Source organism: Pseudomonas sp. BP01, from assembly GCF_022760795.1.
GTDB lineage: Bacteria > Pseudomonadota > Gammaproteobacteria > Pseudomonadales > Pseudomonadaceae > Aquipseudomonas > Aquipseudomonas putida_Q.
Map to the genome: position 1 here is coordinate 1 of NZ_JAFBKA010000009.1, position 23,398 is coordinate 23,398.

Genomic DNA, 23,398 nt, shown 5'->3' on the forward strand with positions numbered 1-23,398 from the left:
CGCCTCGATCTACGGCGGCCTCGAAGCCAAAGTGCTGGACACCCCGCGCTCAGTCACCCAGATCAACGCCGAACAACTGGCCAACGACCCGATCCGCAGCTCCGACGACCTGGTCAAGTACGCCCCCGGCATCACCCGCGGCGGTGGTCAGAACGCCGGTATTGCCCCGCAGATGCGCGGGCAGAACACCGAGGTGTTCCAGGATGGCCAGCGCGCCTACGGGGTGCGCCACCCGGCCAACTTCAATGCCTACGAAGGCGCCGACATCGTCGCCGGGCCTTCGTCGGTGACCTACGGCTCGGTCAGCGGCAGTGGCGGCTACGTCAACTACCTGAGCAAGAAGCCCGACTTCAACCGTTTCCGCACCAAGCTCAGCGGCGAAATCGGCAGCTGGATCCCCGATGGCGAATCACGCGATGCCACCAAGTTCAGCATCGACAACACCGGCCCGCTGACGGACAACCTGGCTTACCGGGTGAGCATCACCCGCCAGCGCCAGGAAGACTTCTACGACAACGTCGAGAACAACTTCGACGCCTTCTACGGCGCCCTCGCCTGGCGCAACGACAACCTGCGGGTGGACTGGAACGCCGCCTACGACGACTACTACGACTACAACATCACCCACGGCTGGAACCGCGCCACCCAGGACCTGGTCGACCACGGCAAGTACTCCGCCGGCCGTGCCACGCCGATCATCCAGAACGGCAATGCCCTGTGGTCGCCAGTGCTGTCCTCCGGCGCTGCCGATGCCCAGGTCCTGGGCTGGGTGCAGCGCCAGCGCAACGCCCAGGGCCAGTACCAGGTGGTCAACGGCAGCCTCCAGGGCGCGTCGCCCAACACCCAGGCCAACCCCGGCAGCCTGCGTGGCTGGGTCTATGACCCGTCGCTGGCGGGCAACGGCCTGACCTCCTTATCGTCACAAACCGGCCAGCGCGCGCAGGACGAAAACCGTTCGCGGCGCTTTACCACGCAGCTGCGCGTCGAAGGCGACCTGACCCCGTCGATCACCTTGGCCAACAGCACCTTCTACCAGCACTCCACCGACACCACCGATGCCGTCGGGGCGTTCCAGGTACAGGGCAAGGACGACATCTTCGACAACCGCTTCGAATTCCGCGCCCGTGGCCAATTTCAGCTGGGCGACCTGACCCTGATCGACGACAGCAACACCGGGCTGATCTACCGCCGCGAGCGCAACGAGTCGATCGCCGCCAACAACAGCTTCGGCAGCACCATCAACGCCTATGACCTGACCCTCGACCCCACCTTGAAGAACCCCGGCGACCTGCTCGGCCTGAGCGGCCGCAGCCCCGCCGGTGGCAACGCTGCCTGGATCGGCCAACCCGGCGTGCCGCAATTTTCCAACTACTACGGCTGGCTCAACCTGCCCGCCATGTACCCGGCCGGGCATGGCCTGTATGCCGAATCGGTGGCGCCCTACACCGCCGACAGCACCTGGACCACCAAGACCCTGTTCAGCCAGCACAACCTGCGCCTGGGCGAACGCATGGGCTTGAACGTGGGTGCCAGCCGCAGCTGGATCGACGCGCGTATCGAAAACCCCTTTGTGCTGCCCGGTGGCAACCCGCGCAAGGACTCAGACAACTACCGGCTGTTCTCGGTGCAGGTCAGCCCCTATTTCAAACCCACCGAGAACAGCACGCTGTATTACACCTTCGACCGCTCGCTGGCGGTGAATACCGGTTTCTTCACCAACGGCCTGGGCTGGGGCAGCGGCACGGGGGCCAACCAGCTCAACCCGCTGGCCTTCGAGAGCCTGAGCGTGTTGCATGAGGTCGGGTTGAAAGTGGAGGCTGTGCCCGACCAGCTGTTCTTCACCCTGGCTGCCTACAAACAGGCGCGCGACCAGTCGCCGGACAGCAACAACAACATTGCCCGGCTGATCGTCAAAGGCTGGGAAGCGACCCTGCGCTACCAGGACCAGCACCTGCGTGGCGGCCTCAACCTCAGCCGCATCAGCGCCTACAACGAGTTCACCAGCCAGGCCGGGTTCGCCTCGGCCGGCTTCATCCCCGACAACGGCACCGTATTCGGCGACAACAACAGCCTGAACCAGCGCCCGTCCGGCAAGTTCGATGCGGTGCAGATCCCCGAATACAACGCCGGCGGGTATGTCGACTACCGCTTCGACTCAGGGTTTGGCGTCGAGCTTTCCGGCTGGTGGACCAGCAGTTGGTACCTGAACCTGAGCAAGACGGTAAAAGTGCCAGACGAATACAACCTCGACCTTGCCGTGTACTACCGCCAGCCGCAGTGGGGCGTGACGGTGCGCATGCTCAACGTTACCGACGAGCTGAATTTCGTCAGCGGCCTGGCCGGCTCCACCAACACCTTCTTGCAACCGATGCCGGGCCGCACGCTGCTGGCCCAGGTCGATTACCAATTCTGATTCCTCCTCAACCTGAAAGGCCTTCGCCATGTCCATTGAATTTGTCGGCATGATTTTCCCCCGCCAGTGGTCCGAGACCCGTGGCGTACGCACACCGGACTTCGATCTGCCGTTCATCCGTCACCACGCCCGCGCCCACGAGCATGCCGGGTTCGACCGGGTGCTGATCGCCAGCGGCCCTGGTAGCGCCGACAGCCTGCAGATAGCCGCCTATGCTGCCGCGCACACCGAGCGCCTGGGTTTCATGATCGCCCACCGCCCGGCCCTGGCCGCGCCGACGGTGGCCGCACGGGCATTCGCCACGCTCGACCACACCACCGGCGGCGGGCGTATCCGCCTGCATGCAATCACCGGTATCACCGCCGAGCCGCAGGAGGGGGACACCCTGCTGGACAAGACCGAGCGCTACCGGCGTGCCGACGAATACCTGGAGATTGTCCGTCGCACCTGGACGGCGGAGGAGCCGTTCGACTTCGAGGGCCGCTACTTCAACATCAAGGGTGCCTTTTCACCGGTGAAGCCGCTGCAGCAGCCGCATATCCCGATTTCCTTCGGAGGCTCGTCCGACATCGCCTACCAGATCGCCGTCAAACATGCGGATCTGTATGCCCTGTGGGGTGAGCCGCTGAGCGGCGTCGCCGAGCAGATCGGCAAACTCAAGGCTGCCGCCAACGCCGCAGGCGTGGCGGCGCCAAGGGTCAGCTTGTCGGTGCGGCTGATCCTGGGTGCCACCGAGGAGCAGGCCTGGCAGCGTGCCGAACAGATCCTCGCGCAGATCAAGGCCAACCCGCAATTTGCGGCCGACAGCCCTTGGCAGAAACGCATCAAGGGCACCGGTTCTGAACGCCTGTTGGCCGCCGCCGCCCGTGCCGACCGACATGATCGGGCGTTGTGGATGCCGACCGCGACTGCGGTGGGTGCCTATGGCGATACCACCGCGCTGGTGGGCACGCCGGAGACCGTGGCCCAGGCGCTGCTCGATTATGTCGACCTTGGGGTGACCACCTTTCTCAACCGGGGCTATGACCCGCTGTATGACACGGTGGACTACGGGCGCTGGGTGATTCCGGCGGTGCGCGAGGAGGTGCGGAGGCGCCAGGCCCGGTTTGTGGGGTGAATACGCAGCATGTGCACGCAATCACTGTAGGAGCGGCCTTGTGTCGCGAAAGGGCCGCAAAGCGGCCCCGGCAATCCAACAGTTGACGCTGAAATCCTGGGGCTGCTACGCAGCCCTTTCGCGACACAAGGCCGCTCCTACAGAAAGCACGACACGCAGGAAATCAGCCTGTCGAAAGGCTGGGCGAATGCTCCACCAGCGTGCGGGTATAAGCATCAACCGGTCGCCCCAGCACCTGATCGGCAATACCCTGCTCCACCACCCGCCCTTGGCGCAACACCAGCACACGGTCGGCAATCGCCCGCACCACCCCAAGGTCATGGGTGACGAACAACAAGGTCAGCCCCTCCCCCTGCAGGCGCTGCAGCAAGGCCAGTATCGACGCCTGCACCGACACATCCAGCGCCGAGGTGATCTCGTCACACACCAGCAACTTCGGCTCGCAGATCAACGCCCGGGCAATCGCCACACGCTGGCGTTCTCCACCGGACAAGCTATGCGGATACAAACCGGCCACACGCGCCGGCAGCGACACCCGCTCCAGCACGGCCTCGACCCGCTCGCGCGCTTCACCACCGCGTACCCCGAAAAAGTGCGCCAACGGCGCGCTGAGCGTTTGCCCTATCGTCTGCCTTGGGTTCAACGCCCGATAGGGGTTCTGGAACACATACTGGATCTGGTGACGCAGCCGGGCATCGCGTGCGCGCGCGGCAAACGCCAAAGGCTCGCCGGCGTAGCTCATTTGCCCCTGAACGTTTTCGCCCAGCCCGGCAATGGCCCTGGCCAGGCTGGTCTTGCCCGAACCCGACTCGCCCACCAGCGCCAGGCACTCCCCTTGGCCCACCCGCAGGGAAACATCGAACAGCACCTGGCGATCGTAAGCGACATCCAGCCCGCAGACCTCCAGCAACACCGCTTCGCCCGGCGCAGCAGCGGCCTCGGCAGCCACCTCACCAATGGGCAGCGGCTCTCGGTGCGGCACCAGGCAAGCCACCCGATGCCCGCCGTCATGCGCCAGCAACGACGGCTCGATCACTGAACACTCTGCACGACGCCTGCCGCAACGCGGCGTAAACGCACAACCATCCGGGCGCTGCCCCGGTGCCGGTGCATGCCCGGCAATCGCCTGCAACGGCTGGCGCCGGGCAATGTCGGGAATGGCCGCGAGCAAAGCGCGGGTGTAGGGATGCGACGGCGCGCGGAACAACGCCTCACGCCCGGCCACTTCCACCAGCCGCCCGGCGTACATCACCATCACCCGGTCGACCAGGTCACGCACCACCGCCAGGTCATGGGTGACGTACAGCGCCGCCACACCTTGGTCACGGCACAGGCGCTTGAGGGTCTGCAGGACATGGGCCTGGGTGGTAACGTCCAGTGCGGTGGTAGGTTCGTCGAGTACGATCAGCCGGGGCCGCAAGACAAACGCCAACGCCAGCATCACCCGCTGTTGCTGCCCGCCAGACAGTTGATGCGCAAACCGCCGCAGGAAGCCGTCGTCATCGGGCAGGCCCACATCCAGCAGGGTTTCGCCGATGCGCTGGCGCACAGCCGCACGCGACAGCGCAGGCTGGTGCGCCAACAGGGTTTCACCCAGCAAGGCCCCCAGGCGCAACGCCGGGTTCAGCGCCGTAGCCGGGTCCTGGGCTACGTAGCCGACCAGCCCGCCACGGGCCAGGCGCAAGGCCTCGCCTTCGAGCTCGAGCAGCGACTGCCCGGCCACCACCACTTGCCCGCCCACAATGCGCGCACCCTGCCGGGCATGGCGCAGCAACGCCGTGGCCAGGGTGGTCTTGCCCGAGCCGGACTCGCCCACCAGGCCAACAATTTCGCCTGCTGCAAGGCTGAACGACACCTCGGCCAGCACATCGACCTGCCCGGCCAGCTCTACCCGCAGGTCGCTGACCTGCAACACTTCACTTGCCACATTCAACAGCGCGCTCATGGCTGCTTCTCCCCAATCCTTGCACTGGCCCGGCCAATCCCTTCGGCCAGGATGTTGGTGCCATAGGCAAACACCCCGATCAGCAATGCAGGTGCCAGCACGGCCCAGGGCTGCACCAGCAGGCCGGCCTGGTTTTCGTTGATCATCAAACCCCAGTCCGCCGCCGGCGGTGCCACCCCGTAGCCCAGAAAACTCAAGCCGGACAGCATGCCCACCGCCCAGGTCAGCATGTTGCCGAAATGCACCAACAGCGGCGTGAGGATGTTCGGCAGGATTTCATGAAAGAGGATGCGCCACCGCGGGTACCCCATCATCTGCGCCGCCTCGACGTACTCCTGCCCGGCCACCGCCACGGCACTGCCACGGGCCAGGCGGACAACCCCCGGGGTAAAGGCGATGGCCACGGTCAGCACGATCAGCCACGGTGCGCGGCCGAGCATGGACACGATCAGCAGCACCAGGATCAGGTCCGGGAACGCCAGCGATACGTCCGCCGCCCAGCTGATCGCCTGGTCCAGGCGCCTGCGCGAGAAACCGGCCAACAGGCCCAGGCTGCCGCCAACCAGCAATGCGAGGGTGGCTGCTGCCACCGACATCCACAGCACCGACAGGCCACCGCTGAGCAACCGCGAGAGCAGGTCGTGGCCCAGAAAATCGTGCCCCAGCGGTGCCCCGGCAGCCGGGGGGCCGTACACCGGCCCGACCATTGCCGTGGGCGCATGAGGTGCCAGCCAGGGGCCGAAAGCGGCCAGCAGCGCCACCAGCAAGGTGATCACAGCGCCACGCCGCACCTGGGGGTCGGCCAGCCAACGGGATTCAATCATGGGTCGCCTCCTGGGCAGGGGTGCTGCGTGCACGTCGCCACCAGGGGCGGATGCCGCGCCGGATACGGCGGATCATCCGCACCCGGCGCGCCGTGCGCAGCTTGGGGGTGAGCAATACGGTCAGCAGGTCGGCCAGCAGGTTGATCAGCACCACCGCCAGGGTAATGACCAGCACCACGCCCTGGATCATCGGCAGGTCGCGCATCTGGATCGCCGCGTTCAATGCTGTGCCGATGCCCGGGTAGCTGAAGATCACCTCGGCCAGCAGCGCGCCGCCGACCAGTGTGCGCAGGGTCAGTGCCACGCCCTGAATCGCCGGGGTCAGGGCATTGGGCAACGTGTGCCGCCAGACGATGCGCCGCTCGGGGACACCCCGCAGGCGCGCGGCGATCACATACTCGGACTCCAGCGCCTCGATCATCGAGGCCCGCACCATGCGCGTGAGGTACGGCAGCGCCGTCAGGCTCAGGGCCAGCACCGGCAGCACCAGCGACGGCCACTGCCGCCACAACGGCAACTGCGGGTCGAGGATCGACACCGCCGGCAGCCAGCCCATGCCCGGCATGGAGAACAGCAGCACCAGGCCGATGGCCAGCAAAAAGCCCGGCGTGGCCTTGAGCAGAATCAGCGCCGACAGGCCCCAGCGGTCCAGCCGGCTGTCACGCCGCAGGGCCAGGCTCACCCCCAGCAGCAGGGCCACCGGCACCACCAGCGCCAACACCCCCACCAGCAGTGCCAGGGTATGGCCCATGCGACCGAACAGCAGCTGCGCCACCGGTACCTGTGAGTCCAGCGAAGTACCCAGGTCCCCGCGCAATGCTGCGCCCAGCCAACGCAGGTACTGCACCAGGATCGGCTGGTCGAGGCCCAGTTGCCGTTGCAGGGTGAGGATGCTTTCCAGCGGCGCATCCGGGCCGAGAATCACCCGCGCAGGGTCCGAAGGCAGCGCCTGGGTGGCGATGAACACCACCAGGCTGATCACCCAGGCCGTGAGCAACCCGTAACCGAGGCGGCCGATGAACCAGGCCAGCCAGGCCGGCGTGCGGGGCGTGTGTCGAGGATCAGGCATTGGGGTTCAACCAGAGTTCGTCAAAGCGCCAGGAGGCGAAGGTGGTCTGTTCCGGGGCAAGCCCGCCGACCTTGGACGACGCCGCATCGAGCACGTCGGAAAAGCCCCAGATCAGCAACCCGCCACGTTCATGCTGGATGGCCTGGGCTTCATGCACCAAGGCCGTGCGCCGCGCCAGGTCGGGCTGGGCCAGGGCCTGCTGGAACAGTTCGGTAAAGCGCGGGTCGTGGAAGTTGCTGCGGTTGTAGATGGCCTGCGGCGCATCGTTGTGCAGCGCCGAGGCAAGAAAGCCGCGCGCCGGGGTCGACCCCGGTGACAGCTGCCATTGCTCGCGTTGCGGGCCGTTGAAGACCGAGCCGTCCACTTGATTGACCTTCACCTGCACCCCGGCCTTCAGGGCCTGCTGGGCAAACACCAGCGCGGCGTTGACGCCAGGCCCTGGCGTGGTGGTCAGTTCCACACGCAAATCGTCCTGCCCCGCCTGGCGCAGCAGCGAGCGGGCCTGGTCCAGGTCGTATGGGCGCTGGGCAATGGCGTGGTTGTAGGTGGGGTCGTGGGGCGAATACAGATCGTTGGCCACCCGTCCAAAGCCATTGAGCCCGCGTGCCACCAGTTCCTGGCGGTCGGCCAGCAGGCGAAATGCCTGGCGTACCCGTACGTCCTGGAACGGCGCCTTGGCCAGGTTCAGGTTAAAGCCGGTGAACGAGGTGCTCGGTGAGGCATACAGGCGCAGCCGTGGGTCGGCCTTGAGCAACGCGCTGTGCTCGGCCTGCACGCCACTGGCCACGTCGATCTGACCGGCGCGCAGCGCTGCGGCTCGCGACACCTGGTCCTTGAACTCGATGATTTCCAGCTCGTCCGCATAGGGGCGGTTAGGCTTGTAGTAGTTTTCAAAACGGGTATAGAGCGAGCGCTGGCCAGGTATGAAGCTTTTCAGCCGATACGGCCCGGCACCGACCGGGTTGGTCACGGGGTGGTAGTCGGTGGGCACGATGCCGCCGAAGCTGATCAACGTTTCGTCCAGCGGGTAGAAGCTTTGCCCCTGTTTGAAACGTATTTCGACAGTGCGCTCGTCCAGCTTGCGCAGGGCCTGCCGATCGATAGCGCCGACCAGCCCGGCGAAGGGCGAGGCCAGTTGCGGGTCGGTCAGGCGCAGGATGGAAAACAGCATGTCGTCGGCGGTGATGCTTTTGCCGTGGTGAAACTCCAGCCCAGGCTTGAGGCGGATGGTCCAGGCACTGGCGTCGGCATTCGGCTCGGCGAACTCGGCCAGTGCCAGGCGTGTGCTGACGTCGGCGTTCCATTCCCAGAACTTGGCGTAAAGCGCCCAGCCACGGATGATGCCGCCACCCACCGGCTTGTGCGCATCAAGGTTGCCGGCCTGGTCGCCATCGATAATGCCCACCCGCAAGCGCCCACCGCGCAACGGCGTGCCCGGCAGCGCCGCACTGGCGGCTGCCGGCACGCCGCTGTCGCAGCCACTGAGCAGCCCGCCGCCGATCAGCAGGCTGCCGCCAACGGCCAGGCTGTTGCCGAGAAACACCCGGCGCGAAAACAGCTCGCTCATCACCCTCTCCTTACGCCGGTTGCGCCACGCCGGGCTTGCTGACTGCGCCCAGGCGCGGCACCTCGAAGCCATGGTCCAGGTCAAGCAGCGGGAACAGCAGGTCTGCCACCCGGTGCGCCTCATCGATCAGCGGGAAGCCTGACAGGATGAATGCCGACGTGCCCTGGGCCTCGTATTCACGGATGCGCTCGGCGACCTGTTCGGCGCTGCCGACCAGGTAAGTGCCGGCTGCAGGGCCGAGGATGTTGAAACCGAACAGGCTGGGGCCCAGCCAGACGTTGGGGTAGATTTCCAGCTCGCGGGCCGTGGGCAGGCGCCCGGCGCGGATGCTGTCCAGGTTGCGCTGGATGCGCGGGTCGTCGCTGACGTAGCTGTCGAAGGCTTGCCCGGCAGGCAACTGGCGTTCGATGGCCGCGCGCGCGGTGGCCAGCGAGGTGCGCTGCAACAGGCGCTCTGCATGGGCCCAGGCCTCTTCCTCGGTTTCGCGCACGATCACTTGCAGGCGGGTGCCGTAGGTCAGCTCACGGCCGATCTTCGCCGCCTCGGCCGCCACCCGGCGGAACTTGTCGCCAAGCTTTTGCGGGGTGTCGGCGAAGCTCAGGTACACGTCCAGCAACTGCACCGAATGGGCTACGCCCGGTGCGGAAGTACCGGCGCCCCACAGCGGGATGCCGGGCTTTTGCTTGGGTGGGTGCCAACCACCCAGCGGGTGATGGGCTGCGGCGGGCGAACGGGGTGACAGCTTGACGTAGCGGCCGTCGTAACCCGCCGTTTCGCCCGCGTAGAAGCTTTGGAAGGCGCGCCAGTATTCCAGGCTGAAGTCGTAGCGTTCGTCGTGCGGGTAATGCACGCCCAATGTGGCCAGGCCGGCGTCATTGCCGTTGACCACGTTGAACAGCAGGCGGCCGTTGGAGAACTGGTCAAAGGTGAGCGCCCATTTGGCCAACACCGCTGGCGACAACTCGCCCGGGTGCTGGGCGACCAGAAAGCGCAGGCGCTTGGTGGCGTCGATAAGCGCTGCCGACACGGCCAGGCTTTCGTTGGGGCTGGAGCCGAGCAGCGAGCCGTAGTAGCCCAGGCGGTCGGCGGCGATGGCCAGTTGCTTGAGGTGTTCGAAATCGGTGTGCCAGCGGCCTTCGGGCTCCCAGGGATAGGGGCCGTCGGGGGTGGTGAGGTACCAGAGGATTTTTACTGCCATGGGCTGGGTCCTTTTCAGATGAGGTGTTTGAGGGCAGGCCTCTGGGGCTGCTGCGCAGCCCTATCGCGACGCAAGGCCGCTCCCACATTGGTCGGCGTACGCAGGCCCTTGTGGGAGCGGCCTTGTGTCGCGACAGGGGCGCAAAGCGCCCCCAGCGATCGCATCAGTTGCGCCGATCGATGCCTGGCACCAAGCCCAGTTCGGTCGCACGGTCGTACAACCCGCTCATCTTCCACTGCTGGGTCAACACCCCCGGCCCGTAAGGCCGCGACCCGCCCAGGGCATCGGCCAGCAACTGGATCTGCGCGCCCTCCTCCAGCAACAGGATGAACTCCGCCGTGGCCCGCAGCCCCTGCTTGCCCCACACCGTGGAGCCGCCGTTGGCTTCCAGAATGGCCAGGTTGAACGGGTTCTCGGCGATTTTGTCGAGGATAAAGTCCACCTCGGCCTGGCGCCGGTCGATGTATACCGGCAGCTCGCGGGCCAGTTGGTAGCGCTGCACCGGCACGTAGTGGAACGGCAAGGTGCGGTGGGTTTGCGCCCAGGCACCCAGGTACGGGCTGTGCACGTGCGACACGGTGGTGACATCGGCGTGGGTCTGGAACAGCTTGGTATAACGCCCAAGGCCGCCTTTGCCCTTGCCGACGATGACGTTGCCGGCAAAGTCGGTGACGGTGGCCTGCAGCGGCTTGCGGTGGTTCCACGGCCCGCCGTAGTTCACCGACACCAGCAGCTCTTCACCCGGCACTCGCTCGATGAAGCCGACCGTGCCATTGGCGGTGATGGTGTTGGTTTCGCGAAATACGCTGAAGGCCGCTTCGGCTTCGGCCACTACCTGGTCGATGAAGGCTTGCAGTTCGGCAGTGACGGGGCGTTCGTTGATCAGTACGGTCATGTTCAATCTCCAGTCAGGTCAGGGGCGGCGTTGGGCCAGCAGTTCATGGGCAGCTTGCAGAGGCCGCGGGTCGACCCAGTCGGCGATGTCGAAATCGGCTTCGAGGAAACCGTGCAGGTACAGGAAGTCTTTTTGTGTGCCGAGGAAGGCCAGCCGCTGTGCGGACAGGTCCGGCGCCAGCGTGGTGTGGAAGTCACCGCGGTAGGCCTCGGCCACGCCCTGGCTGCCCGCGCGGGTTTCTTCTTCGAGAATGCGGTTGAGCGCGTCGCGGTTGCCGGCTGCCCACTCGGCGGCACGCAAGGTCTGGGCAAGGAAGCGCACCACCAGGTCGAAATGGTTGTCGAGCAGGCGTTGATGCACGGTAATCGGCCGCGGGGTGCCGTTGTTGATGCGGTGGCGTGGGTCGGGCAGCAGGTCGAGGTCGACGCCGACCACCAGGCCCAGCCGGCGTGCGGCGTCGGCTGCTGCCGCGCCCTTCACGTACACGGCATCGACTTCACCGCGCGCCAGGTATTCCAGCCCCGACCATAGCCGCTGCAAGCCCAGCTCCGGGGTGGCGGCACTGGCCTGGTCGAGCAGGGCCACTTCCACCAGTTGCACGTCATCCAGGTGCAGGCCTGCCGAGGCCAGGGCGCCTTTGTAACCGTGAAGGCTCATGGCCCGGGCAATGCTGCCCGGCCGGCTGTCGCCCCAGGCCGGCAGCGCCAGGCGTTTGCCGTGCAGGTCGGCGGCGCTGCGGATGCCGGAATCCGGGCGGACCAGGATGGTTTGCCATTCCTCGATCCAGGTCAGGCCGATCAGCCGGCTGGGCGAGCCGGCCGCACGTGCTGCCAGCGCCGGCACATTCCCGCCTTCGCGAAACAGCCCAGGCAGCTGGTGATCGTAGTGGTGATGGCCAAGCTGACGGGCCTCCTGCAGGGTCGAGACAGGCAAGCCATCGGCGGCGAACTCTTGCTCAAGCCAGCCGAGCTTGTAGGCCAGGCCTGAGGCGGTGGGCACCGGGCAGCGGGTGAACCAGATGCGTTCCAGGGCGGAGGGGTCGTCTGCCAAACGTTTTGCTGTGGGGGTTGCGAAGGTCATGGGGGGCTCCTTGGGCGTCGTGCAAGCACCATTGCAGTGTGCGTGCCAACCGCTGGAGGCCTTGATTTACCTGGGTTTGGTTGTTTCGCCAGATGGTTGAGTGCTTGGCTGGGAGCAGGATTGCGGGCGGGGTGCTGCCAGATCAGCAACATGACTGCTGCTGAGGCAGCAAAATGCTGTGAAAGCCGCGCAGGATGCGGTCTGAGGAGGGGTGGCAAAGATATTGCTCAGGATGTTGGGACCGCAGCCTCTGTGGGAGCGGGCAAGCCCGCGAAACAGGCGCACTGGCCCTTCAGACAATTCGAGACCCCACCATGAGTGCCATAGAACCCTCCCCTGCCCGCCGCCTCACCAGCGAAACCGAAGCCATCGAAACCGCCCGCCAGGTCGCCGCGCAAATCGCCGAACTGGCCGCCGACCCGCGCAACAACGGCCAACTCCCCCACCGCCAGGCCGAGCTGTTGTCCAGCAGCGGCCTGACCGCCATTGCTGTGCCCGCCCAGTTCGGCGGCCTCGGTGCCTCGGTACAGACCGTGGTCGAAACCGTGCGCCTGGTCTCCACTGCCGACGGCGGTGTCGGCCAGTTGCTGCAAATTCACAACGTGATGCTGCGCGGCATTTTTACCGGCTACCCCGATGAAGTACGCGACCGGCTGATTGCCGACGTGCTCGCTGGCAAGCGCTTCGGCAACGCCCTGGCCGAAGTCGGCGGCAAGAACAAATTCGCCCTCAAGACCCGCGTCGAGCGCCGCGCCGATGGCCAGTGGGTACTCAACGGCAGCAAGTTCTACTCCACAGGCTCCTACCTGGCCGAGTGGATCTCGCTGACCGCCGCCAGCGAAGACGGCGGCGTCGGCGTGCTGCTGCATCGCGACACTCCCGGGCTGACCCTGATCGATGACTGGCAAGCCTTCGGCCAGCAGAACTCGGTAAGCGGTACGGTAAATTTTGACAACATCGTGCTCGACGAGCGCTACCTGACCCGCCGTGCCGGGCCGATGAAGCGCACTGGCCTGACCTTCCCGCAGATCCTCCACGCCGCCATCGACACCGGCATCGCCGCTGGCGCCTTGCAGGCCGCTGTCGAGTACCTGCGCGAGCATGCCCGGGCCTGGGTGGAGAGCGGCGTCGAGCGCGCCAGTGACGAGCCGCATGTCATTCGCCAGATCGGTGAGTATGCCGTGGCGCTGCGCGGCGCCGAGTCGGTGCTGCGCGAAGCGGCGCGGGTGTTCGACGAACACGAGCGCGACCCGGAGAACAAGACGTTGCAGGATGAGCTGATCTTGTCGGTAGCTACCGCCCGTGCGCATTCCGATGCGGCATCGCTGAAGATTTCCAGCGACCTGTTCTCGTTGCTGGGGGCCAGCGCTTCGCTGAGCAAGTGGAACCTCGACCGTTTCTGGCGCAATGCCCGGGTACACACCACCCACGACCCGATCCGCTGGCGGCTGCACAACGTGGGCAACTACTACCTGAACGGGGCCGACCCGGGGGAGTACACGGCGGTGCTCAATGCCAAGGAGAGCCAGGGCGCTACCCGCCGCTGAGCCGGGTTTGGGAGGGGGCGCTTTGCGCCCCTATCGCGACACAAGGCCGCTCCTACAAGGGCGGGGTCGCATTCGGATCGAGCATTTACATGAACCACCCGCTTCTTCGGGCATTGGCCATCTACCGCGAAATGCCTTGGCGCTTTGCTCTGGTCACTGCCTTGTACATCGCCGGCAACCTCGGCCTGGCCTGGCAACAGTGGCTGATCGGCCATGCGGTCGATGATGTCAGCGCCGGCCGCGCCGTGCTGCGCCTGGCCGACGGCAGCCTGGACGCCAGCGTGGCCTGGCACTGGTTGTGGCTGCTGCTGGCCATCGCCCTGGGCCGCGGCCTGCTGCAATACGCCGCCGCCGTGCTGTCGCTGGTGCTCAGCCAGGCCCTGCTCACGCGCCTGCGGGAACGCATCCTCAGCCAGGTGCAGCGCCTGCACCTGGGCTACCACTGGCAGCACGGCATGGGCGAACTGGTCACCCGCACCACCCGCGATGCCGACAAAGTGCGCGACGCGCTGATCACCTTCTGGCGGCAGATCATCGAAACCCCGCTGGTGGTGATCGTCGCGGTGGGCCTGCTGAGTTGGTACGACCCGCTGCTGGGGCTGGTGCCACTGCTGCTGACCGGCGCCGGGCTATGGCTGTTCGTGGTGCAGACCGATCGCCTGGTCACCCTCGACCGCGCCGTGGGCGCCGCCTATGACCAGGTCAGCCAGGACCTCGCCGAAGGCATCGGTGGCGTGCGGGTGATCAAGGCCTTTGGCCTGGAACAGCAGCGCATTGCCCGCTTCGCCCGGCAGGTGGAGGTGTTCACCGGCCATGCCCGCGCCGCCCTGGCCTACGCCAGTTCGCGCATTCCGCTGCCGCAGGCGGTGGTGGCGCTGGGGCATGTGTGGATCCTGGTGTACGGCGCCCATCGCGTGGCAGCCGGCGCGCTGGGCATCGGCGAGCTGGTCACTTCGCTGCTGGTGGCCACCACGCTGGTGTTCCGCATCGAAGGCATAGGCCGGGTAATGCAGACCTTCGCCGATGCCCGCGCCAGCGCCGAACGCATCTGGCAACTGCTGGACGAACGCCCGGCCATTGTCGGCGGCCATGCCACCCTGCCTGCGGGGCCGTTGGGGCTGAAGCTTGACCAGGTGCAGGTCAGTGCGGCAGAGGCTGGCCGGCCTGTCCTGCAGGGCTGCTCGCTAACCCTGCTGCCCGGTGAAGTGGTGGCGTTGGTCGGCGCCACCGGCACCGGCAAAAGCCTGCTGGCCAGCCTTCTGCCACGTTTGGCCGATGCACAGCACGGCAGCGTGCAGGTCGGTAGCGACACTGCCGGTTGGCACAACGTGAGCGACCTCGACCTGGCCGACCTGCGCCGCCGCGTGCAAGTGCTGCCGCAGGAAAGCTTTCTGTTCTCCGACAGCCTGGCCGCCAACCTGCGCATGGCCGCACCGCAGGCCAGCGACGCCCAGTTGCGTGAAGCATTGCGCCTGGCCGCCGCCGAGGATGTGCTGGAGCGCCTGCCCCACGGCCTGGACACCCCGCTGGGCGACCGCGGCGTGACCCTGTCCGGCGGCCAGCGCCAGCGCCTGTGCCTGGCCCGGGCGCTGCTCGGTGCACCCGACATCCTCTGCCTGGACGACGCCACCAGCGCCCTGGATGCCCTGGGCGAACGCCAGGTGCTGCACAACATCCGGCGCCTGCACAGCGCCAGCGGCCAAGGCCCGACCTTGCTGCTGATCACCAGTCGCCTCTCCACCCTGCTGCTGGCCGACCGCGTGCTGATGCTGGAAAACGGCCGCATCACTGCCAACGGCAGCCATGCCGAGCTGTGCACGAACAACGCCCATTACCGCGACTTGCTGGGGATCGACCATGACTGATGCGCAGCACACCCCCGCCAGCGATATCGACATCGAGCAGCGCTTGGCCCGCCAGGCGCTGGACCGGGGCATGTTCCACCGCTTGCTGCCGCTGTTGCAGCCCATTCGCGGGCAGATCCTTGCCGTGATCGGCATCGAGCTGCTGCTGGTATTTACCGTGTTCCTGCGCCCGTGGTTCGTGCGTGAACTGCTGGACAAAGGCCTGGTGCCCAGCGCCGACCACTGGCTGCTCGACGAGCGCCTGGTGCTGTGGCTGGGCCTGGGGTTGGCAGCGAGCTGGCTGGGGCGCTTTCTGCTGGCGGGGGTATCGCAGTTTATCGCCGGGCGCGCGGCGATCGGCGTGCTCAACGCCCTGCGGGTGAACGTGTTCGCCCATGTGCAGGCGCTGTCGGTGAGCTACTTCGACCAGACCCGCGCCGGGCGCATCATTTCCCGTGCCGACCGTGACGTGGATGCGCTGGAGCCATTGCTGGTGCAAGGGCCGCCCGAGCTACTCGGCGCCCTGCTGCGCTGCGGCCTGGCAGCGGTAATGCTGTGGCGTATCGAGCCCAGCTTTTTCTACAGCCTGGCTGCCACAGTGCCGTTGTTGGCCGTGGCCACCTGGCGCTTCAAGCGCGTGTCGCAACGCAACTGGGCCAAGGTGGCCGAGCAGCGCAGCCGCTTCACCGCCCACTTGGTGGAGAGTGTGAGCGGGGTGCGGCTGATCCAGCAATGCGGGCAAGAGCAGACCAACCAGGCACGCTACCGGCGCCTGCTGGAGGACTTCAACCAGGCGCTGATCCGCGGCAGCCTGCGCGCCGGCTGGTTCGCCCCATTTACCGCATTGCTCAGCACCGCCGGCATGGCCGTACTGTTGCTGGTGGGTGCTCATGGCCTGGCCGAGGGCAAGGTCAGCGTGGGCCAGGTGGCCGAGAGCCTGTTCTACGTGTTCCTGTTCCTTGGGCCGCTGCAAGAGCTGTCAGACCTGTTCGAGCGCTACGCCACCGGCAGCGCTTCGGCCCAGCGCATTTTCCTGCTGCTCGACACCCGCCCACAAGTGCTCGACCCGCCAGCGCCACACGCCCTGACCCGGGCGCGCGGCCAGGTGGACTTCGACGCGGTCGGCTTTGCCTATACCCCTAACAGCTCGCGCCCGGTGATCGACGGGCTCGACCTGCATATCCGCGCCGGTGAAGTGCTGGCCATCGTCGGCCCCTCCGGGCATGGCAAGAGCACCCTGGTGCAGTTACTGACGCGCTTCTACGAAGTGCAGCGCGGCGCCGTGAAGCTGGACGGCATCGACCTGCGTGCGCTGGCCCAGCACGACCTGCGGCGCAACGTGGGCGTGGTGCTGCAGGACAACGTGCTGTTCAGTGGCAGCATCCTCGACAACCTGCGCCTGGCCGCGCCCCACGCAGACGATGCGCAGTTGATGGGCGCCGCCCGTGAGCTGGGTGCCGACGAGGTACTGGAGCGCCTGCCGCAGCGCTACCACACCGAAGTCGGCCCGCTGGGCGCACACCTGAGCCATGGCCAGCGCCAGCTGGTGTGCCTGGTGCGGGCCTACCTGGCCGACCCGGCGGTGCTAGTGCTGGACGAAGCCACCTCGGCAGTGGACGTGCACACCGAGCGACGTATCCAGCGCGCGCTGCGCAGGCTGTGCCAGGGGCGGACTGCGATCATCATCGCCCACCGCCTGGCGACCATTCGCGATGCCGACCGGATTGCCGTGGTCCGGCACGGAAAGGTGGTGGAGCAAGGGCCGCATGGCGAGTTGATCGGTCGTAGTGGGGCGTATGCGGCGCTGTACGACGCGTACCTGCGCAGTGCTGGAGAGGTTGTAACCGAGGAGATCGAAGTCTGACTTGCCGGCCTCTTCGCGGGTAAACCCGCTCCCACAGGATCACCACAGCATTCAATACCTGTGAGGTACCTGTGGGAGCGGGTTCACCCGCGAAGAGGCCGGGCCTGTTCATGCTGCTACCCCAGCATCCATTGCTGCCGCACTGCTGCCACAGCAGCACCCCTCTCCCCGTCTGCTTCTCAAACCCCCGCCCTACAGGCCACGCACCACGCATGGCACAGCCGTTGCACCACCCTCCGCATCCGCACACACTCCCCCTTCAGGAGCCCCCATGACCACCGAATTTTTCTGGCGCCTGCCCTTGGGCACCGACGGCCCGCAGCTGTCCACCGACCGCCACAACCGCGGCAACCCCGCGCACCGCCCCGGCAACATCGCCCCCGGCCGCCTGCCCGATGGCCAGGCTGACGGTTTCAGCTACATCGACTACATCGCCCAGGTCGCCAAGGCCGCCGAGCTGGCCGGGTTCGAAGGCGCGTTGCTGCCCACCGGCCCGGAGCCGTGGATAGCCGCCGCCGCGCTGGCCCGCGAAACCCGGCGCATCCGCTTCCTGATCGCCTTCCAGGCCACCTGGACCCTGCCCGCCTACGCCGCCCAGCAGGCGGCAATCCTGCAGAACCTCAGCGGTGGCCGGCTGGACTGGAACATCATCACCGGCGGCAACCCGGCCAGCCAACGGGCCAATGGCGACTTCCTGGAGCATGACTTGCGCTACAAGCGCACCGGCGAATTCCTCGACGTGATCCAGGGCCTTTGGACACAGGACACTTTTTCCTACGAAGGCGATATCTACCGCCTGGAAAACGGCAGCCTGCCGGCGGGCCTGCAACACGAACGCAAACCGGGCGTGTACTTCTCCGGGTTTTCCGATGCCGCACTGGACGTGGCCGCGCGCCACGCCGATGTGTACCTGAACTGGGCCGAGCCGATCGACAAGCTCAAGCCGCATATCGAACGCGTGCGCGAGTTGGCCGACAAGCAGGGCCGCACCGTGCGTTTCGGCCTGCGTGTCGACCTGTTCGCCCGCGAAACCGAAGAACAAGCCTGGCGCGAGCTGCGCCAGCAGTTCGAGCGCCTGGAAGGCAAGGCCAGCGCCAGCGCCAAGGGCTTTGTGACCGGCTCGGACTCTGTCGGCGGTGCACGCCAGGCGGCCTATCACCAAGGCTTGCAGGGCTTCGACGAACTGATCCTGGCGCGCAACCTATGGGCCGGCTTCGCCAAGGCCAAGCCCGGCCCCACCGTAGGCCTGGTGGGCAGCCATCAGAATATCGCCGAACGCCTGGCCGAATACCGCGATGCCGGTTTCAGCACCTTCATCCTCGCCGCCAACCCGCACCTGGAAGAGGCCCTGCGCATCGGCCAGGAAGTGTTGCCGCTGGTGCAGCAGGCTGCCACCACCACCCCTCTGCAGGCCAGCGCCTGAACCCGACCGGAGCTGAACATGAGCCAACCCCTCGATACCCTGTGGTACACCCGCTGTCCGGTGCCCACCGGCCTGGGCATTGCCGTGCAGCAAGGCTGGCTGCAGGAAGACCTGGCCGGCCTCGGCACCCAGGTGCAGTCCCTGCGTGAAGCCGACCAGCAGGCGGTGCGCGAATCGCACTTCGACCACAGCCTGCTCAATTCGGTACGCCACGGCGGCAGCATTCCGGCCATCTGGGCCCGCGCCCAGGGCCGCGACACCCGGGTCATCGGCCTGTCGTGGGCCGATGAGGCGCAGTTGGTCCTCACCCGCCCAGACAGCGGCATCCACACCGTAAAAGACCTCAAGGGCCGCCGCTTCGGCCTGCCCGACTGGGCCTCGGCACAGATCGACTTCCCCCGCGCGCAGGCACTGCGTGGGCTGGAAAACGCCCTCAAGCTCGCAGGGTTGCAAGTGGGCGACGTGGACCTGGTCAACTACCGCTACGACGGCACCTTCAGCGACCGCCCGGTGCGCAACGTGGCCGGCACACCGGTGTCCAGCACCCAGAGCGAAGGCCGCAATCTGGAGCTGGCCGGCCTGCTGCGCGGCGAGGTCGACGCGGTCTTCCTCAAGGGCGCCAGCGCCGTGCAACTGGCCCACGCCTTTGCCCTGCACACGGTGATCGACACAGGCAGCCACCCCGACCCGCTGATCCGCAGCAACAACGGCACGCCACGCACCCTGGCGGTGGACAGCCACCTGCTGGCGCAGCACCCGCAGGTGGTGCGCACCCTGCTCGGCTCAGTGCTGCGCGCCGAACGCTGGGCCCACCAACACCCCGACGAAACCCGCCGCTACCTGGCGCGGGAAACCAACAGCAGCGAGTACTGGGTGCAAGTGGCTTATGGCGCTGACGCCCACCTGCGCCTGAGCACGCGCCTGGAAGAACAGGCCATCGACGCCTTGCAGGACTTTGTCGAGTTCCTCAAGCGCTGGCGCTTCATCCCGGCGCGCTTCGAGGTACACGACTGGATCTCTCGCCAACCACTGGACCAACTGCTGGCCCCCCTCCAAATGGACAGGAAACCCGTTACCCCATGACCAAGCCCCTGGAAACGCTCTGGTACACCCACAGCCCCGTGCCCACCGGCCTCGGCATCGCCGTGCAGTCGGGGCGGCTGGCCGAGGCCTTTACGCCATTTGGCACCAATATCCAGTCGCTGCGCGAGTCCAGCGAACGCGAGGTGCGCGAAGCCCACTACGACCATCACCTGCAGAACTCGGTGCGCCACGGCGGTAACATCCCGGCAATCTGGGCCTACGCCAGCGGCGTCGAGACCCGCGTGCTGGGGCTGTCGTGGAGCGATGAGGTGCAGTTGATCCTCACCACCGAAGAAAGCGGCGTACGCAGCATTCGCGACCTGAAAAACCGCCGCTTCGGCATACCCAAGTGGGCCAACGTACAGATCGACTTCACCCGCGCCCAGGCCCTGCGCGGGCTGGAAAACGCCCTGAAACTCGAAGGCCTGGCGGTAGCCGATGTGGAATTGGTCGACTACCCCTACGGCGGCACCTACAGCGACGATGCCAAGCAGCACCTGTACGGCGCCGAAGTGAGCCTGGACACCAGCCGCTTCAGCCGCCGCAACAATGAGCTCATCGGCCTGCTGCGTGGCGACATCGACGCCATCTTCCTCAAGGGTGCGCATGCGGTGCACCTGGCCCACGAGTTCGGCCTGAGGGTGGTGGTCGACACGGGCAGCCACCCCGACCCGCTGATCCGCAGCAACAACGGCACCCCGCGCGCGCTGACCGTGGACCGGCACTTGCTGGAAAACCACTTCGATGCCAGCCGCACGCTGGTCGACACCGTGCTACGCACCGAGCAGTGGGCCTGGGCTAACCCGGAGGAGACCCGGCGCTTTCTGGCGCGCGAGCTGAACACCAGCGAGTACTGGGTGGCGGCGGCCTATGGCGATGATGCGCATCGGCGCCTGCGTACTACCCTGGACAGCCGCTCGATCGAGGCGCTGCAGGACTTTACCGAGTTCCTGTTCAGGTGGGGGTTCATTCCACGGCGTTTCGATGTGCGCGAGTGGATTGATTTTCGTGTGCTTGAAAGCGTGATCGGGTCGACTTCGCGGTTGGCGGTTTGAGATTGTTGGGGCCGCTTTGCGGCCCCAACAATCTCAGCCCCGCCACTGCTGCCCCAGCAGCACCCGCCCAGCACCCCACTGCTGCCCAATCTGCAACACCCCCTCAAACTCTTAATAAAATCCTTATATTTCAACAACTTAACAACATGGCACAGTCCCTGCTCTAGCTCTCCCCAACAACGCTTTACATACGGGGAGATCCACCATGCACCAGCTCAATCCACTGGCCCGCCAGATCAGCCTGGCGCTGCTGCTGGCCGGCACCGGCAGCCAGGCCATCGCCGCCAACGAAGACAATAAAACCGAACCGGCCCTGGAAACCGTCACGGTCACCGCCCAGCACCGCGAGCAGACGTTGCAGGAAGTACCGGTAGCCGTATCGGCCATCAAAGGCACCAGCATCACCGCCGATGGCGTGCGCTCGATGGGCGACATCACCACCTTCGTGCCCAACGCCTCGGCCAAGAACCCCGACGGCGACGGCCGCCCGCGTTGGTATATCCGCGGCCTGGGCACCGGCGACACCGGCGCGGCTACGGTCTTCCCGGTGGGCATCTACGCCGATGACGTCTACCTCAATGCCCCCATCGCCGGCGGCGGGCCGCTGTTTGACCTGGAGCGCATCGAAATTCTGCGTGGGCCCCAAGGCACCCTGTATGGCAAGAACACCACTGCCGGTGCAGTGAACGTGATCTCGAAGAAGCCCACCTTCGACACCGACGGTTATGGCACCGTAGGCTTTGGCAGCAAGAACGAACGCATCGTCACCGGTGCCATCGGTGGCGCGCTGGTGGACGAAAAACTGGCCGGGCGAGTGGCGCTGTATTCCGAGGAGCGTGACGGATTCCAGAACAACGACTTCGACGGCAACACCTATGGCGATGTGAACAAGAAAGCCATCCGCCTGCAGTTCCTGGCCCAGCTCAACCCCGACCTGGACGCCCTGCTCAAGGTGCACAGCCGCCAGTTCAAGGGCGACGGCAGCAATGGTTCGCTGCCCGTGGGCCGCTACTACAACGTCGGCTACGAACGCCCGCATGGCCGCGACATCTCGCTGAACGTCAACGAAGACTACCGCCTGGACCACGACGGCGCCTCGCTGACGTTCAACTACTACCTGGGCGACTACACGCTGACCTCGATCAGCGCCTACGACTACATCCGCAACCGCTCCACCAGCGACGCCGACTACACCCCCTACGAGGTCAACGGCGCGTCGATCACCGACAACAGCTACCGCCAATGGTCGCAGGAGTTTCGCCTGGCCTCGCCGGAAGACCGCCCGCTGCACTGGCTGCTGGGTGCGCATTACTTCCACGAAGACCTCGACAGCTCGGCACAGCGGGTGGTCACCCCTGGGCCGACGCCAAACGGTACCGGCTCGAACCAGGTGGGCACCACGGCGTTCCGCGACATGGGCTTCGACCACCGCACCGACAGCTACGCGCTGTTTGGCAACCTGACCTACGACTTCACCGACGACTTCAGCGTCACTGGCGGCCTGCGCTGGACGCAGGAGAAAAAGGACATCGACCTGGACCTGGTGCAACTGACCCGCGCCACCGCCAACGGTCCGCTGGTCCCGCTGGGTGGCGTGGGCACCAACGGCAATCGCCAGGAAGACAAGACCTGGGAAGCCTGGACCTACGACCTGACGCCCGAGTACCGCATCAACGACAACCTGCGGGTGTTCTTCCGCTACGCCCACGGTTTCCGCTCGGGCGGCTTCAACACCGGGCTGTCGACCAGCCTGGCGCAGCTCACCACGGTCGACCCGGAAGAGCTGGATGCCTATGAGCTGGGGCTGAAGTCGGAGTGGTTCGACCGCCGCCTGACCGTCAACGCCAACCTCTTCTACTACGACTACTCCGACATCCAGGTGAACCTGCTGACGGTGAACAACGGCGTGCTCACCACCGCACTGACCAACGGCGCCAAGGGCAAGGTCAAGGGTGCGGAGCTGGAGATCGAAGGCCAGCCGACCGAGCGCCTGCACCTGCGCGCGGCGGTGTCGTTCCTTGACACCGAATACACCGACTTCAAGAACACCAACCCCACCACTGGCGCGGTAACCGGCGATTACAGCGGCAACAGCTTCGTGCGTTCGCCGCGCAACGTGGTGTCGCTTGGAGCCGACTACACCATTCCTTTGGAAGTGGGCGGCAAGCTGGTGGCAGGGGGCGATGTGAGCTTCCGTGACAAGGAGTACTTCCTGGCCGACCGCCAGAGCAGCGCCGACGAAACCCTCAGCCAGCCGCACTACACGTTGGCCAACGCCCGCCTGAGCTGGTTCAGCCACGACGACAAGCTGAGCGTGACCGGTTTCGTCAACAACCTCACCGACCGCCGCTACCAGGTGCACGGCCGGCCCAACGGCACCGCCGGGCAGTACGTGATCACCTACGGCGACCCGCGCACCGTCGGGCTCAGCGTTACCAGCCGGTTCTAGGTTGCCCTTTCGGGCCTTATCGCCG

16 protein-coding genes are annotated in these 23,398 nt (G+C 66.3%); 9 read left to right on the forward strand and 7 right to left on the reverse strand.

Going from position 1 to position 23,398, the window contains the following annotated elements; translation table 11 throughout:
- Positions 1-2,413 (forward strand): TonB-dependent siderophore receptor (locus tag JOY50_RS10070; RefSeq protein ID WP_243055143.1); only part of this gene is annotated, 2,413 nt, incomplete at its 5' end.
- A 28-nt stretch (positions 2,414-2,441) separates the two neighbouring features.
- Positions 2,442-3,530 (forward strand): LLM class flavin-dependent oxidoreductase, encoded by a 1,089-nt coding sequence (locus tag JOY50_RS10075; RefSeq protein WP_132839760.1) that lies wholly within the window; start codon positions 2,442-2,444, stop codon positions 3,528-3,530.
- A 163-nt stretch (positions 3,531-3,693) separates the two neighbouring features.
- Here JOY50_RS10075 and JOY50_RS10080 read toward each other — a convergent pair whose 3' ends face one another.
- From JOY50_RS10080 to JOY50_RS10110, 7 genes are all read right to left on the reverse strand, one after another.
- Entirely contained in the window at positions 3,694-5,475 is a 1,782-nt protein-coding gene (locus JOY50_RS10080; RefSeq protein WP_243055144.1) for an ABC transporter ATP-binding protein, read from the reverse strand.
- Complete coding sequence (locus JOY50_RS10085; protein ID WP_132839754.1) at positions 5,472-6,299, reverse strand: ABC transporter permease; 828 nt, start codon at positions 6,297-6,299, stop codon at positions 5,472-5,474. Before JOY50_RS10085 ends, JOY50_RS10080 begins: the two co-directional genes overlap by 4 nt.
- Positions 6,292-7,368 (reverse strand): ABC transporter permease, encoded by a 1,077-nt coding sequence (locus JOY50_RS10090; protein ID WP_243055145.1) that lies wholly within the window; start codon positions 7,366-7,368, stop codon positions 6,292-6,294. The genes JOY50_RS10085 and JOY50_RS10090 overlap by 8 nt, the downstream gene beginning before the upstream one ends.
- Entirely contained in the window at positions 7,361-8,935 is a 1,575-nt protein-coding gene (locus tag JOY50_RS10095; RefSeq protein WP_243055146.1) for an ABC transporter substrate-binding protein, read from the reverse strand. Before JOY50_RS10095 ends, JOY50_RS10090 begins: the two co-directional genes overlap by 8 nt.
- 10 nt (positions 8,936-8,945) lie before the next feature.
- On the reverse strand, positions 8,946-10,133 hold the full coding sequence (locus JOY50_RS10100; protein WP_243055147.1) for an LLM class flavin-dependent oxidoreductase: 1,188 nt from the start codon (positions 10,131-10,133) through the stop codon (positions 8,946-8,948).
- Positions 10,134-10,296: 163 nt separating this feature from the next.
- Complete coding sequence (locus JOY50_RS10105) at positions 10,297-11,028, reverse strand: class II aldolase/adducin family protein (protein ID WP_243055148.1); 732 nt, start codon at positions 11,026-11,028, stop codon at positions 10,297-10,299.
- A gap of 18 nt (positions 11,029-11,046) precedes the next feature.
- The gene (locus JOY50_RS10110; RefSeq protein ID WP_243055149.1) at positions 11,047-12,108 is read right to left on the reverse strand and encodes an ABC transporter substrate-binding protein; all 1,062 of its coding nucleotides are present in this window, start codon (positions 12,106-12,108) and stop codon (positions 11,047-11,049) included.
- A gap of 314 nt (positions 12,109-12,422) precedes the next feature.
- Here JOY50_RS10110 and JOY50_RS10115 point away from each other — a divergent pair, with 314 nt between their 5' ends.
- The 7 genes from JOY50_RS10115 to JOY50_RS10145 all read left to right on the forward strand — a co-directional run bounded on the left by JOY50_RS10115 (position 12,423) and on the right by JOY50_RS10145 (position 23,373).
- Positions 12,423-13,655, forward strand: a complete 1,233-nt coding sequence (locus tag JOY50_RS10115) for an acyl-CoA dehydrogenase family protein (RefSeq protein WP_243055150.1) — start codon at positions 12,423-12,425, stop codon at positions 13,653-13,655.
- An 89-nt stretch (positions 13,656-13,744) separates the two neighbouring features.
- On the forward strand, positions 13,745-15,520 hold the full coding sequence (locus JOY50_RS10120; protein ID WP_243055151.1) for an ABC transporter ATP-binding protein: 1,776 nt from the start codon (positions 13,745-13,747) through the stop codon (positions 15,518-15,520).
- The gene (locus JOY50_RS10125) at positions 15,513-17,363 is read left to right on the forward strand and encodes an ABC transporter ATP-binding protein (protein ID WP_243055152.1); all 1,851 of its coding nucleotides are present in this window, start codon (positions 15,513-15,515) and stop codon (positions 17,361-17,363) included. Before JOY50_RS10120 ends, JOY50_RS10125 begins: the two co-directional genes overlap by 8 nt.
- A 271-nt stretch (positions 17,364-17,634) precedes the next feature.
- The gene (locus JOY50_RS10130; RefSeq protein WP_243055153.1) at positions 17,635-18,786 is read left to right on the forward strand and encodes an LLM class flavin-dependent oxidoreductase; all 1,152 of its coding nucleotides are present in this window, start codon (positions 17,635-17,637) and stop codon (positions 18,784-18,786) included.
- Positions 18,787-18,804: 18 nt separating this feature from the next.
- Positions 18,805-19,869, forward strand: coding sequence for an ABC transporter substrate-binding protein (locus JOY50_RS10135; RefSeq protein WP_243055154.1), 1,065 nt, complete (start codon positions 18,805-18,807; stop codon positions 19,867-19,869).
- Positions 19,866-20,924 (forward strand): ABC transporter substrate-binding protein, encoded by a 1,059-nt coding sequence (locus tag JOY50_RS10140; RefSeq protein ID WP_132839730.1) that lies wholly within the window; start codon positions 19,866-19,868, stop codon positions 20,922-20,924. Before JOY50_RS10135 ends, JOY50_RS10140 begins: the two co-directional genes overlap by 4 nt.
- A 205-nt stretch (positions 20,925-21,129) precedes the next feature.
- Positions 21,130-23,373, forward strand: a complete 2,244-nt coding sequence (locus tag JOY50_RS10145; protein ID WP_138736740.1) for a TonB-dependent receptor — start codon at positions 21,130-21,132, stop codon at positions 23,371-23,373.
- The last annotated feature ends 25 nt before the right edge of the window (positions 23,374-23,398 follow it).